At 67.1% G+C, this 13,033-nt stretch carries 11 protein-coding genes; 3 read left to right on the plus strand and 8 right to left on the minus strand.

Going from position 1 to position 13,033, the window contains the following annotated elements; translation table 11 throughout:
- The 3 genes from ACMUOO_RS07450 to ACMUOO_RS07460 form a co-directional block, all read right to left on the minus strand.
- Window positions 1–1,062: aromatic ring-hydroxylating oxygenase subunit alpha (locus ACMUOO_RS07450; RefSeq protein ID WP_413854980.1), on the minus strand; the 1,062-nt coding region annotated here is incomplete at its 3' end.
- A gap of 32 nt (window positions 1,063–1,094) precedes the next feature.
- Window positions 1,095–2,219 carry an aromatic ring-hydroxylating oxygenase subunit alpha gene (locus ACMUOO_RS07455; RefSeq protein ID WP_301920349.1) on the minus strand — a complete coding sequence of 375 codons (1,125 nt, stop codon included), beginning with the start codon at window positions 2,217–2,219 and terminating at the stop codon, window positions 1,095–1,097.
- Window positions 2,216–3,565 carry an aspartate aminotransferase family protein gene (locus ACMUOO_RS07460; RefSeq protein WP_301920348.1) on the minus strand — a complete coding sequence of 450 codons (1,350 nt, stop codon included), beginning with the start codon at window positions 3,563–3,565 and terminating at the stop codon, window positions 2,216–2,218. The genes ACMUOO_RS07455 and ACMUOO_RS07460 overlap by 4 nt, the downstream gene beginning before the upstream one ends.
- Here ACMUOO_RS07460 and ACMUOO_RS07465 point away from each other — a divergent pair.
- The 3 genes from ACMUOO_RS07465 to ACMUOO_RS07475 all read left to right on the plus strand — a co-directional run bounded on the left by ACMUOO_RS07465 (window position 3,564) and on the right by ACMUOO_RS07475 (window position 5,783).
- Window positions 3,564–3,740 (plus strand): hypothetical protein, encoded by a 177-nt coding sequence (locus ACMUOO_RS07465; protein WP_301920347.1) that lies wholly within the window; start codon window positions 3,564–3,566, stop codon window positions 3,738–3,740. The two genes, ACMUOO_RS07460 and ACMUOO_RS07465, sit on opposite strands and share 2 nt — an antisense overlap.
- A 15-nt stretch (window positions 3,741–3,755) precedes the next feature.
- Window positions 3,756–4,418 carry a TetR family transcriptional regulator C-terminal domain-containing protein gene (locus ACMUOO_RS07470; RefSeq protein ID WP_301920346.1) on the plus strand — a complete coding sequence of 221 codons (663 nt, stop codon included), beginning with the start codon at window positions 3,756–3,758 and terminating at the stop codon, window positions 4,416–4,418.
- A gap of 108 nt (window positions 4,419–4,526) precedes the next feature.
- Window positions 4,527–5,783 carry an NAD(P)/FAD-dependent oxidoreductase gene (locus ACMUOO_RS07475; protein WP_301920388.1) on the plus strand — a complete coding sequence of 419 codons (1,257 nt, stop codon included), beginning with the start codon at window positions 4,527–4,529 and terminating at the stop codon, window positions 5,781–5,783.
- Between the two features lies 1 nt (window position 5,784).
- On the opposite strand, the gene cysK is transcribed toward ACMUOO_RS07475, so the two are convergent.
- From cysK to ACMUOO_RS07500, 5 genes are all read right to left on the minus strand, one after another.
- Entirely contained in the window at window positions 5,785–6,861 is a 1,077-nt protein-coding gene (cysK, locus tag ACMUOO_RS07480; RefSeq protein WP_413854981.1) for a cysteine synthase A, read from the minus strand.
- A 164-nt stretch (window positions 6,862–7,025) separates the two neighbouring features.
- Window positions 7,026–8,102, minus strand: coding sequence for a saccharopine dehydrogenase C-terminal domain-containing protein (locus ACMUOO_RS07485; protein ID WP_301920344.1), 1,077 nt, complete (start codon window positions 8,100–8,102; stop codon window positions 7,026–7,028).
- Between the two features lie 153 nt (window positions 8,103–8,255).
- Entirely contained in the window at window positions 8,256–9,755 is a 1,500-nt protein-coding gene (locus ACMUOO_RS07490) for an aldehyde dehydrogenase family protein (RefSeq protein ID WP_301920343.1), read from the minus strand.
- Window positions 9,752–10,795, minus strand: coding sequence for an ACP S-malonyltransferase (locus tag ACMUOO_RS07495; RefSeq protein WP_301920342.1), 1,044 nt, complete (start codon window positions 10,793–10,795; stop codon window positions 9,752–9,754). The genes ACMUOO_RS07490 and ACMUOO_RS07495 overlap by 4 nt, the downstream gene beginning before the upstream one ends.
- A complete protein-coding gene (locus tag ACMUOO_RS07500) occupies window positions 10,792–12,981 on the minus strand; it encodes a thiamine pyrophosphate-dependent enzyme (protein ID WP_301920341.1) in 2,190 nt (729 codons plus the stop codon). Before ACMUOO_RS07500 ends, ACMUOO_RS07495 begins: the two co-directional genes overlap by 4 nt.
- Window positions 12,982–13,033 lie beyond the last annotated feature (52 nt).

Here is a 13,033-nt window from a genome sequence, read left to right on the forward strand (position 1 = left end):
ATCGAAGGCGGTGGATTTCATCGACTCGTTCGACCAGATCGACAATTGGCGGTCCTCGGCCGAGGTCGCGCGGTCGATCCGGGTGGCGAGGTAGCGGGCCGCGCGGGTGGCGCGGTCTTCCTCCGACCGGCGGTACATGCGCCCGGCCAGCCGGGTTTCGTCCTTGGTGAGCGGGATGTCGTGGTAACACTGGGCGCCTTCTGGTGTGAAGGCGAAGACCGTGTTGGGGAAGAGCCCGTAATAGGTCCAGGATTGGCGCAGCCGGGCCGGCAGATGCGCGGGCCGCCGGGTCAGTTTCAGGTAGTTGCGAACCGACCAGAGGCGCCCGACGGAGTCGCCGAACTCGCCGTGGGAATGCGAGATTCCGCCAGGATAGACTATGTCTCGGTAGGTCCGGCCATAGAGGTCCTGCAAGGCCGGATGGGCCATGGCGACATGGTAGCCTTCGTTGTCGACGTCGCGGACGGACTTCCAGTTGACCGGCAGCGTGGCGGCCTGCCAGCCGGGCGTGTCCGTGGGCAGGAGCGCCTCTGCCCGGTAGGCCGCGAAGTCCGCGTCGAAGGGTTGCATGAGCCGGGCGACAGCGGGTTGCGGTCCAGGCAGGAAGCGCAGGAAGAGGAAGCCGTGCCAGATCTCCATTTCCACAGGCTTCAGCCCGAAGGCGGAGCGGTCCATGTCGCCGAAGCTCTCGGGTTTCGCCGCGCCCCGCAAGCTGCCGTCCAGGTTGTAGACCCAGCCGTGGAAGGGGCAGACCATCGCCGACTTGCAGTGCCCCGATGCGCCGTCGGCGAGGCGCGCGCCGCGATGCCGGCAGAGGTTGTGGAAGGCACGCACCCTGCCATCCCGTCCACGGATGACCAGTGCGCGCTCGCCCAGCAGATCGAAGGTGATCCAGTCGCCCGGCGCGGGCAGGTCGGAGACGTGGCCGGCGACCTGCCAGTGCGTGAGGAAGATCTCGCGTCGCTCAAGCTCGAAGAGCGCCTTCGAGTGGTAGGTCCAGCCGGGCAGCCCCCTGCGGTCCCAGTCGTTCGGCACCTCTATCGGCTTTCCTGCTGCAGTCATCGTCTCCTCCCGTCAATGGAGCCTGGTCGGATTCAGCCGGCGCCCATCTGCGCCCGCACCCAGTCATGGAACTTCAGGATGTCGAATTCCTGCGGCATGAGACGACCGCGCTCGTATCGCGCCGACCTCAGGCCGCGCTGGTTCATCTCGCAGGCGGCGCCGTCCTGGTCGAGGACGAGAGTGGCGAATCGCGCAACGTCAGCCGCGTCGAATCCCGGTTGCGCAAGCGTTTCCTCGGAAAACAGCCACTCCGACGTGAGGCGCGTACGTTCGGGGCCGAGCGGCGCCACGGTCACGGCGCGGACGTAGTCCACATGGGCGACGACGAACATCGTCGGGTAGAGCGTGACGAAGTTGAACCCGTTCGCGCGCTGCTCGGGTGTCAGGTCGGGGAACTCCGGCCCGCAGGGGGCCCCGGACATGGTCCAGGTCCGTGCGCCCTCCTTCAGCACCGGCAGGCCGGGTGCCTCCCTGCTCCAGCCCGGTGCCTCGTTCGCGGCCATCACACCCTGCCGGTAGATCGGCACCATGTCGCAAAGCTCGGGGTGAATGCCCGGGCAGTGCAGGCATTCATTGTAGTTTTCCCAGAAGATCTTCCAGTTGCAGTCGAGGTCCTTCACGAGGCGGTGCCCCGTCCTGAGCCGGTCCATCGGCCAGGCGTCGAGCGCATCGAGTCCGAGGTCGGGCCGGAGGGCGGGCGGTGTGTCGGCGAGGCAGAGAAAGAGGAACCCGTTCCAGTCGCGCACATGCACGGGGAAAAGCCCGTGGTCCTCCCTCACAAAATCCGCAGTGGGTGTGGCGAATGCGGTCGAGACGAGCCGCCCGGACGTGTCGTAGGCCCAATTGTGATAGGGGCAGGTTATGAGCCGGCCGAGCGGCCGCGTCTCCACCGAACAGAGTTCCGCGCCGCGATGGCGGCAGGTATTGTGAAATGCCGTTACGCGACCGCGTCCGTCGCGGCAGAGGATTAGGTTCTGCCCGCCGACCTCCACCCGCCGCATCGTGCCGGGGGCAAGGTCGCTCAGCCGGCCCAAATGCACCCAGTTCCGCCGCCAGACCGCCCGTTCCTCGCGCGCATACCAGTCGGGGTCGCGGTAGGCCGCTGCCGGAAGCGTCTCCGGGCAGCGGTCAAGGAGAGGCGAGGCGTGGTCCGTCATGCGCGCTTCTCGGCCTCGAAGTGTTCGAGAGTGAGATCGACGGCAGTCTCCACCGCCTTCAGCGTCTCGGCGAGGCAAGCCGGATCGGTTCCGTGAGCCTCGCAGATGAACCAGGGTTCGCGCGAGTCGGGCTCGCAGATCACGCCGAGATCATGCAGGAAATGGGCCATCTGGTCGTAGAAGGAATAGTCCGAGGCCTTCCAGTCCCGGTAGTTGTCGGGGGGCGTGTCGGCGAAGAAGAGCCCGAACATCGACGAATGCCCGGCGTAGGAATGGGCGATGCCGCGGCGCGAGAGGATGGCGGAAATCCCGGCCTTCAGCGCCTCGCCGTATCGCGCGATCGTCTCCAGCGCAGGGGTTTCGTCAAGGATGCGCAGGCATTCATCAGCCGCGGCCATGCTGACGGAATGGGCGGTGTAGGTGCCGCCATGCGCAGCGCCGCCTTGGCGGAAGGTGCGCATCACCTCGGCCCGGCCCGCCACGACGGAGATCGGGTAGCCGTTTGCGACGGCCTTGGCGAAGGTGCAGATGTCGGGCGTCACGCCGTAAAGTGACTGCACGCCGCCCTTGGCCACGCGGAACCCCGTCTTCACCTCGTCGATGATGAGCAGGACGCCGTAGCGGTCGCAGAGCGCGCGCGCCAGCCGGACGTAGTCGGCAGATGCGGCGATTCCGCAGCAATTGCCCTGAATTGGTTCGATCAACATCGCCGCCATGCTGTCGCCGTAGCGGCGGAACGTGTCTTCGAGCCGCTCGAGATCGTTCATCGGGACCAGATGGGCGAGCGCCTTCAGTTCCTGCGGGATGCCCCTGGAATAGGAGACGATCTCCGGGTCGCGGTTGGCGCTGCGGTCCCACCCCTCAACATTGGCCATCCACATCGCGGCGTCGAAGAGCCCGTGGTAGGCACCCTCGACCAGAAGGTAGCTGTCGCGCCCGGTATAGGCGCGTGCAAGGCGCAGCGCGGCCATGACCGCCTCGGTGCCGGAATTGGAGAAGCGCACCATCTCTGCCGCCGGCACCATCTTCGCGATGCGATCGGCGACGATCAGTTCGCGCTCCGTCGACAGGGCAAAGACGCCGCCCACCTCCATGCCACGCCGTGCTGCGGCGTCCACCCGATCGTCGGCATAGCCGAGGATCGCGGGGCCGTAGCCGAGCCGGTAGTCGATGTAGCCGTTGCCGTCGATGTCCCAGACCCTGCCGCCCTTGCCGTGATCCACATAGATGGTGCGGTCGTCGCCCCAGTAGCGGAAGGTGGAGGAGACGCCGAGCGGCAGGCGCTCGGAGGCGCGGGCGAACTGGGCGTTGGATTTTCTGAGATCCCGGCTGGGGAGCGGGCGCATGATCGTACCTGTCGGATTCGGGCGGCGCCTCGGGTCGGGCGCGGCCTGGTTGAATGTACGATCATTCATCCATATTCTGACTGAACTGTCAATCAAGTTCAGGGGCGCGCCGCGCCTGCCTTGTGTGAAGCCCGGATTGCTCTATCTGTTCTTCGATCCACTGCGCGCTCTCTGAGGAACGGAATCGGCCATGGACGACACCGGCGAGATCGCCAAGCCCGACGCCTCGCCGCGCAAGCAGAGCCGTGCGGCGCGCCGACAGCAGCTTATCGAAGCGACGATCGAGACAATTGCAGCCCAGGGCTATTCCCGTACGACGCTGACGGACGTCGCGCGGCAGGCCGGGATTTCGCACGGGCTGGTGAATTTCCACTTCGAGACGAAAGAGCGGCTTCTGACCGAGACGCTGCAGTATCTGGCGGCGGAGTACCGGCAGAACTGGACCGCCGCACTCGAGGCCGCGGGTCCCTCGCCTGCCGAACAGCTCGATGCCGTGCTCCGCGCCGATTTCGACCCGCGCATCTGCACAAATGCCCGGCTATCGGCATGGTGTGCCTTCTGGGGGGAGGCTCAGTGCCGGCCGATGTACCAGGCGCTCTGCGGCTCGAACGACGATGACTATACCCGCACATTGGAAAGCATCTGCGCCCGGCTCGTGGCCGAGGACGGGCGGGGCGGCGATCCGGTGCGGATCGCGCGCGTTCTTCGGATCACGACGGAGGGCGTCTGGCTCGACATGATGACGATGACCGAGCCCTATTCCGCCGCCGAGGCGATGCGGACGACGTTCACCTGTGCGGCCGCATTCTTTCCCCGCCATTTCGATGACAAGGGGGCGCTTGGCCGGGGATGAACGGGTCTGGTCCGCCGCAAGGCGCGGGCCGGCGGCAGGGCCTTGAATCGTCCTTCGTTGCGTTCCAAAGATCGGGTGGCTGCCGCTTGACTGAGGAGAGAGGTCTTGATCGCCCGACCGGATGTACTCGTCATCGGAGCCGGGGTGATCGGCCTTTCGATCGCCCACGCAGCAGTTGCGCGCGGACTGAGCGTGGAGGTGGTCGACAGGACGGGGCCCGCGACGGGCGCCTCGGCAGGGAATGCAGGTGGCTTCGCCTTTGCCGAGGTTCATCCGCTCGCCTCTCCGGAAACGCTCCTCGCCTCGCCGCGCTGGTTGCTCGATCCGCTCGGGCCACTTGCCATTCCGCCGCGCTATGCGCTGCGCATCGCCCCCTGGATGGCGCGTTTCGCCTGCGCAAGCCTTCCCCACCGGGTATCTGCCGCCACCGACGCCCAGGCGGGCCTGATGCGGCTCGCGCGGGCGACGCTGGAGCCGTTCATGGCCATGACCGGCACCCTGCACATGCTGCGCAAGACCGGCCAGTTGCAGGTGCACGAGACGGTCCGCAGCTTCGAGGCTGACTGCAGGGCCCGGGAAGAGGCGACGCACTACGGGTTCGGCTGGCGGCCGCTCGTCGGCTGCGACGCCATTGCCGAGGTCCAGCCGGGACTCTCGCCGCGCTTTGCGCACGCCACCTTTACCGAGGACTGGTGGGCCATCTCCGACCCGAAGCTCTACGTCCTGGCCCTGGCCGAGGCGCTGGAAGCGAAAGGGACGAGGATAGGGGAAGGCGAGGTGCGCGGGATCGTTGCCGGCGTGAACGGGGCGACCGCCAATCTGGCGGACGGGCGGGCGCTTTCCGCCGGTCAGATCGTCCTGGCGGCCGGTGCGCATTCCCACCGGATCGCCCGAAGCCTTGGCGACCGCATCCCCCTGGAAACCGAACGGGGATACAACACGACCCTGCCGCCCGGTGCTTTCGATCTTCGCTGCCACATCACCTTCGCTGCGCATGGCTTCGTGGCGTCGCCCCTGTCCACGGGCATCCGCATCGGCGGAGCCGTGGAACTCGGCGGGCTGGACCTGCCGCCGAACTACGCGCGGTCCCGCGCGATGCTTGCCAAGGCTAAGGCCTTTCTGCCGGCGCTCCGGACAGAGGGCGGAACGGAATGGATGGGTTTCCGCCCCTCCCTCCCGGACTCCTTGCCGATGATCGGACGCAGCGCGAACGCGCCCGACGTCATCCACGCCTTTGGCCACGGCCACGTCGGGCTCACGCAGTCAAGCGCGACCGCGTCCCTCGTGGCGGAGCTTCTGACGCGGCAGAACCCGAGCCTCGATCTTTCCCCGTTCGATCCGGGGCGCTTCCGCAGCGTCCCCTGACTTAGCCTACCTGGTAGCCAGGTGTTGACAGGGACAGGGCGCGCTCCTCCTCGTCCATGTCCTCGGCAATGCCCTCGAAAAGCGGCGTGGACAGGTAGCGTTCGCCGGTGTCGGGCAGCATCACCAGAATGACCGATCCCGGCGCTGCCGTCTCCGCCACCTTGATCGCGGTCGCAAAGGTCGCACCGCCCGATATCCCCGTGAAGATGCCTTCCTTCCGTGCCAGTTCGCGCGACCAGTGGATCGAGTCGGGTCCGGACACGGGGATCAGCGCGTCGTAGAAGCCCTTGTCCAGCGCCTCCTGCAGGACGGCCGGGATGAAGTCCGGCGTCCAACCCTGGATCGGATGGGGCTGGAAGGCTGGATGGCTGGCGGCAGGTGCGCCATCGGGGCCGCGTTCCTGCGCGATCCCGCTTTGCACCAGCGCGGCATTCGCTGGCTCGCTGAGGACCATCCGCACCTCCGGCCGCTCCTTCCGCAGGACCCGCCCGATGCCGGTCACGGTGCCGCCGGTGCCATAGCCCGTCACGACGACGTCGAGCCGCTGCCCGGCGAAGTCCCCGAGGATTTCCTGCGCGGTCGTCGCCTCGTGTATGTCGGCGTTGTCCTTCGTCTCGAACTGGTGGGCGAGGAACCAGCCGTGCCGCTGTGCCAGTTCCACGGCCTTGTTGTACATGCCCGTGCCCTTCTCCGCCTTGGGCGTCAACACGACCTTCGCCCCCAGCATCCGCATCAGACGGCGACGCTCGATCGAGAAGGTCTCCACCATCGTCACGACGAGCGGATAGCCCTTCTGGGCGCAGACCATGGCCAGCCCGATGCCGGTATTGCCGGATGTCGCCTCCACCACCGTCTGACCGGGCTTCAGCCGGCCCTCGCGTTCCGCCGCTTCGATGATGTTGACCGCCAGCCGGTCCTTCACCGAGGCGCCCGGGTTGAACGCCTCGGCCTTGACGTAGAGTGTCACATGGTCGGGTCCGAGGTTGTTCACCCGGATGACCGGCGTGTCGCCGATCGTGTCGAGCACGCTGTCAAAAAGCCGGCCCCGACCCTTCGTCGTCCTGATTCCCTTGGCCATCTCTGTCCCTCGCGTCTGTTGCAATGCAATCCTATCAGACTTGGGTACGGAACCCGCAAGCGACACGGGCCCGAGGCTGCCCTCCGGCGAAAAAGGACTGAATCCGGTCTCGACCGGTGCGGGCGGAACATGGCTCCGGCCAGACGGACCCTCGCGGAACGCTGTCAGCCGTGGCGGCCGCGGTGGCCGACGTTGTAGTAGTTGCCAGTCCGGGTTTCGAGATAGGGTGTCAGCGGGATCTCTTCCTGCTTCAGGAAGCCCTTCTGCGGCAGCAGCCCGGCCTGAACCATCTCGATCACCGCCACCACCGAGGCCGAGGTCGTCCAGGCAATCGCCGTCCGCCGCCGCCCGGCGATCTCCAGCGGATAGTAGGCGCGGACGAATTCGCGACGCTTCAACTGCCCTTCCGTCCAGCCTTCCGCGGCGACATGGACATAGACCACGTCCTCGTCCACCGGTGGCTTGGCATGGGTCAGGATCCGCCCCGCCGCCTCGCGGTTCTCGCGCATCAGGAGTTCGTGGAAGAAGAAGTTCATGAGCTGGACATGACCGGGATAGCGCATCGTCTTGTAGTCGATGTTCTCCACCCGCCCGGCATAGGTCTCACACATGGTTCCGAGCCCGCCCGACGTGGTGAAGGCCTCCAGGTGCACACCGTCGATGTAGATCGTCTCGATCCACTCCATGGCGGATACGATCTTGTGGACGCCCTCCTCGATCACCTCGCAGTCGTTCAGGTATTCGTTGACGACGCCCTCGGGCGACCAGTTGAAGGCGTAGCCGAGAAGGCCCGTCGGGTTTTGCGGCAGCGCGCCAACGCGGAGGCGGATGGAGCGAACCTTGTCAAACATCTCCGCCAGATGCGCGCCGACGATGCCGACGAAGCCGGGGGCGAGGCCGCACTGCGGCGCCATGATGCCTTTCGAGGTTTCCGCGAGGCCGCGGATATGCTGCGTCGTCGGTACGTCCTCGGTCAGGTCGAAGTAGTGGAGGCCGAGCCCGTGGGCAGCCGAGGAAACGCCCTTGTTCAGGTGATAGGGCAGGCAGGACAGGACTGCCTCCTGATCCTTGAGAACTTCATCAAGATCGCCCTTGAGATCAGCGACCTTCACCGGGAAAGGGCAGCCGGCGACAGCGCGCGAATCGATGCCGGTCACCTCGAAGCCGGCCTCCGCGAGAAGCTCGGCCGCCAGATGGCCGACCTTGCCAAGCCCCAGAACCGCAACCTTTGTGAACGCCATTCATTCCTCCTGTGAGCCGGTTTCGAGTGCAGAATGGCCAAGGCGGCGTTCGAAAGCGCGCGCCATTCCGGCGGAAATGACGGGGGTTCGCAAAAATATGACGGCCCGGCCAGTCAATATGACGGGCCGGGCCAGTTAGTGAACGCCAAGAGCTCAGATGTCGAACTTCACGCCCTGGGCCAGCGGCAGCGCGTCGGAATAGTTGATCGTGTTGGTCTGGCGCCGCATGTAGCCCTTCCAGGCGTCCGAACCCGACTCACGCCCGCCGCCGGTCTCCTTCTCGCCACCGAAGGCGCCGCCGATCTCGGCGCCCGAGGGGCCGATATTGACGTTGGCGATGCCGCAGTCGGAGCCTACCGCCGACAGGAACGTCTCCGCCTCGCGCATGTTGAGCGTGAAGATGCAGGAGGACAGGCCCTGCGGCACGTCGTTCTGGATCGCTATCGCCTCTTCCAGCGTGTCATAGCCCATGACGTAGAGGATCGGCGCGAAGGTCTCGGTCCGCACGGTTTCGGTCTGCTTCGGCATCTCGGCGATGGCGGGTTCCACATAGGCGCCGCCCTGCGGTACCCCTTCAGCGACGGTCTTGCCGCCGTGAACTTTGCCACCCTCGGCCCGCGCCTTCTCCAGCGCCGCCTGCATCCGGTCGCGCGCGCCGTGGTCGATCAGGGGGCCGATCAGCGTCGTCGCCTTGCGCGGGTCGCCGATGGGCAGGCTCGCATAGGCCTTCGCGAGCCGCGCCACCAGATCGTCCTTGATCGAATTGTGCGCAATGAGACGCCGCAGCGAGGTGCAGCGCTGGCCCGCGGTGCCGACGGCGGAAAAGACGATGGCGCGCACCGCCATGTCGAGATCGGCCGAGGGGGCCACGATCATCGCGTTGTTGCCGCCAAGCTCCAGGATCGGCCGCCCCCAGCGCGCGGAGACCTTTGGCCCGACGATGCCGCCCATCCGGGTCGAGCCGGTGGCCGAGACGATCGGCACGTCCTTCGAGTTCACCAGCGCCTCGCCGATGGCCGGGCCGCCGATGACGAGCTGGCAGAGACCCTCCGGCGCGTCGCCGAAGCGTTTCAGCGCACGCTCCATTACCTTCATCGTCGCCATCGCGGTCAGCGGCGTCTTCTCGGAAGGCTTCCAGATCACCGGATCGCCGCAGATCAGCGCCAGCGCCGTGTTCCACGACCAGACCGCGACGGGAAAGTTGAAGGCGGTGATGACGGCGCAGGGGCCCAGCGGGTGCCAGGTCTCCATCATCCGGTGGCCGGGACGCTCGGAGGCGATGGTGAGCCCGTAGATCTGGCGCGAGAGGCCCACGGCGAAGTCGCAGATGTCGATCATCTCCTGCACTTCGCCCAGGCCCTCGGAGGTGATCTTGCCGGCCTCAAGCGTCACCACGGCGCCAAGTTCGGCCTTGGCCGCGCGCAGTTCCTCGCCGAGAAGCCGGACAAGCTCGCCCCGACGTGGCGCCGGGACCTTACGCCACTCGCTGAAGGCGGCCTGCGCGCGGGCGATCACCTTGGGCATCTCGGCCGGATCGGTTTCCCGGACGCGGGCCACCTCGGCCCCGTCGATGGGCGAATGGACGGCAAGGGTGCCGCCCGTCAATTCCGCCTCGGTCAGGCCCGCGGCCTTCAGCATATCCTTGTGGTTCATCTCGCATCTCCCTTCGTGACGGACGCGCGTTGCTCCTCCATGCCCATGGAGACGAGAAGCGGCGCCATCTGCTGCCGTGTCTGGAAATCGGTCTTGCACCCCATGCCGCGCCAATCGGCAAGGATCAAGCCCTGCGCCACCGCGCCGCCAAGCGTGGTGCCGGGGCCGGTGACGATGAAGAGGTCGGGCGCGAACTCCCGCGCCGCGATCCGGATCGCCTGGGTGAAGTCGTAGGTCTCGGTCACCTGGTGACCGAGCGTGTAGTCCCAAAGCGCCTGCGTATCGGTGGCGCCCGGCCACCAGATCGCGCCCCGCCCGTCGATCATCGGCAGTCCCGGCTGACCGAAGATAGTGGGCGACAGCCGTGCCCGCCCGCGTTCGGCGACCGGGGCCTGAAGTGCGGTATGAAACGCGGCGTGGTTGGCAAGCCTGAGGGGGAATCGACCCTGTTCCGGCGGAATCTCGGCCTCCCACGCCTTCAGCCCGGCGTCGTTCCCGGCCAGCACCAGCATCCCGCCGAGGTCTATGGAAAGGCCGAGCACATGGTCGGGCCGCGCGTCGATCTCGGCCACCTTGGCCAGCAGCCCGGCCTTGCGCGCCGGGGCCGGCAGCCAGTCCTCGCCCATGTGGGGATGGACGAGCTGGCCGCCGATCAGCGCCTCCTGCATCAGCGTCCCCATGGTGTTCACCACCTCGAACCCCGCCTCGGCCGTCAGTGCCCCGCCACAGGCAAGCGCCGAATACCAGCCCATCGAGTTGCCGGTCACGGCGACGACCTCGACGGTCTGGCGGTCGAGGGCGCGGAAGTCGCCGAGCGTGGCCGCATAGATCAGCGCAGAGGCATTGTCGCCCCTCGTGTGGCGCGCGACCGAATAGGTCGCTGCCCCGTCGAGCGCCGACAGCGTCTCCTGCCCGAGCGCGGCGCGCGCGCCATCGAAAGCCGCGAGGAGTGCAGGGTCGCCGAAGTGCCGCTTGACGTAGCCAAGTTCGGTCTTGGTGTAGGTGCCCCGGCCGGGGCAGATGACGACCGCCGTCTTCATCGCTTCGCCCCCATGAGCGCCATCGCCGCGTCGAATATGCCGTCCGCAGAGGGCATCGTCGCCGCATAGGCCGGACCGGTGGCGATGAAACTGTCCTCCGCCGTCACCCTTGCCAGCGGTACGCCCGCGCGCTCGGAAAAAAGCGCCATGAGCGCTTCGGCCACTCCTCCCGAGCGGCGCGTCTCATCGACGACGAGGATACGCTTGGCACCTTGGACCGCTTCGATGAGCGCCTCGGCGGGCAGCGGCGACAGCCAGCGCATGTCGATCACCCGCGCCTTCACGCCCGCCGCGGCCAGCCGCTTCTCGGCCTGGAGCGAGAGGTAATAGCCGTTGGCAAAGCTCACCACGGCAAGGTCGGTGCCGTCGCCCTGCACGCCGACCTCGCCCAGCGGAATCACCTCGTTTCGGGCGGGATAGAGCCTCATCCAGCCCGCATCCTTCTCGCCGTGGAGATCCCGCACCGGATATAGCGCAATGGGTTCAAGGAACACCACGATCCGCTGCTCTTCGCGCGCCAGTCGCACGCATTCGCGCAGCATCTTCGCCGCATCGGCCCCGTTCGAGGGGCAGGCAAGGATCAGGCCGGGAATATCGCGCAGGACCGCGACCGAGTTGTCGTTGTGGAAATGCCCGCCAAAGCCCTTCTGGTAGCCGAGCCCCGCGATTCGGACGACCATCGGGTTGGTGTACTGCCCGTTCGAGAAGAAGGGCAACGTTGCGGCCTCGCCCCTCAACTGATCCTCGGCATTGTGCAGGTAGGCGAGGAACTGGATCTCCGGCATCGGGACGTAGCCGTTCTGCGCCATGCCTATGGCAAGGCCAAGGATCGACTGTTCGTCGAGCAGCGTGTCGATCATCCGATCCGGGCCGAAACGATGGATGAGCTTCTGGGTGACGCCATAGACACCGCCCTTGCGGCCGACGTCCTCCCCCATCATGACGATCTCGGGATGTTCGAGCATCAGGTCGGTCAGGGCCCAGTTGATGAGCCGCGACATGATCTGCGGTTCGTCCATCGCCTTCAGGTCGCCGCCAAAGGCCGCGGCGCGGGCCTCGGGCGTCGGCCCGTTGGTCGGCCGACAGGCGCGCTTCGGCGGGATCAGGCTCGCCATCACCTCCGGCGCCGTCTTCAGCCGGGGCCGCGTCACCGCCTCGGCTGCGACGCGCGCGACCCGCGCGTTGGTTTCCTCGTATATCGCCAGCGCCTCGGCGGAGGTCAGCGCACCGGCCTCACCCAACAACCGCACCGCATGCAGGAGCGGGTCATTCGCCTCCTCGGCCTCGACCTCCTCGCGGCTGAGATAGGTGGTCGGCACGTCCGCCCCGGCATGACCGTAGAGCCGGATTGTGCCGACATGGAGGAAGACGGGTCTCTTCCGCTTGCGGGCGTAGTCCGCGGCCTCCTGCGCCACGCGGAAGGTCTCGTAGATATCGAGGCCGTTGCAGGCGAAATACTTCAGCCCCGGCCGATGCGCGAAGCTTGCCGCGATCCAGCCCGTGGGGGTCTTGGTCGAGATCCCGATGCCGTTGTCCTCGCAGACGAAGAGAAGCGGAAGGGGTATGGACTGATAGGCTGTCCACTGCGCGGCGTTGAAGGCCCCCTGCGCCGTCGAATGGTTGGCGGAGGCGTCGCCGAACGAGCAGTAGACGATGGCGTCGTCCGGCAGCGCCTGATGCTCCGGCCGGTGCCGGCGCGCGGCGCCGACCGCATAGGCAGCGCCCACCGCCTTCGGCAGGTGCGAGGCGATGGTTGAGGTCTGCGGCGGGATCGACAGCGCCTTCGATCCCAGGACCTTGTGCCGCCCGCCCGAGATCGGATCTTCGGACGAAGAGGCAAAGCTGAGGAGCATGTCCCAGGCAGGGGACTGGCCGGGCACCTGCCCGGCGCGCGCGATCTGGAAGGCCGCGTCGCGGTAGTGCAGGAAGGCCATGTCGGTCGGCCTCAGCGCCGCCGCCACTGCCGCCATCCCCTCGTGACCGGACGAGCCGATGGTGTAGAAGCCCTGACCCGCCCGTTGCATCACCCGGCTCTGCCGGTCGAGCGCGCGCGACAGGCACGCTGCCCGAAAGACCGAAACCGCCGCAGCTGCCGACAGCGGCCCCGAGGGCCCGGCACCGGCGGGCAGGTCGCCCGCCGTTACCCGCCTCAGGAAATTCTCGTGAACGATGTCGGCGCGATCCATGAAATTCTCTCACTCATTCACTGTGGCGAAGGACTCCCGCCAAAGGCCCCCG

Source organism: Albidovulum sp., from assembly GCF_041919395.1.
Classification (GTDB): domain Bacteria; phylum Pseudomonadota; class Alphaproteobacteria; order Rhodobacterales; family Rhodobacteraceae; genus Albidovulum.

Coding starts and splice junctions, on each gene's coding strand:
- ACMUOO_RS07460 (WP_301920348.1), bottom strand. CDS start 3,565: ATGCGCCCGCTCCCCAGCCGGGATCTCAGAAAATCCAACGCCCAGTTC.
- ACMUOO_RS07470 (WP_301920346.1), top strand. CDS start 3,756: ATGGACGACACCGGCGAGATCGCCAAGCCCGACGCCTCGCCGCGCAAG.
- ACMUOO_RS07465 (WP_301920347.1), top strand. CDS start 3,564: ATGATCGTACCTGTCGGATTCGGGCGGCGCCTCGGGTCGGGCGCGGCC.
- ACMUOO_RS07485 (WP_301920344.1), bottom strand. CDS start 8,102: ATGGCGTTCACAAAGGTTGCGGTTCTGGGGCTTGGCAAGGTCGGCCAT.
- ACMUOO_RS07500 (WP_301920341.1), bottom strand. CDS start 12,981: ATGGATCGCGCCGACATCGTTCACGAGAATTTCCTGAGGCGGGTAACG.
- cysK (WP_413854981.1), bottom strand. CDS start 6,861: ATGGCCAAGGGAATCAGGACGACGAAGGGTCGGGGCCGGCTTTTTGAC.
- ACMUOO_RS07490 (WP_301920343.1), bottom strand. CDS start 9,755: ATGAACCACAAGGATATGCTGAAGGCCGCGGGCCTGACCGAGGCGGAA.
- ACMUOO_RS07455 (WP_301920349.1), bottom strand. CDS start 2,219: ATGACGGACCACGCCTCGCCTCTCCTTGACCGCTGCCCGGAGACGCTT.
- ACMUOO_RS07495 (WP_301920342.1), bottom strand. CDS start 10,795: ATGAAGACGGCGGTCGTCATCTGCCCCGGCCGGGGCACCTACACCAAG.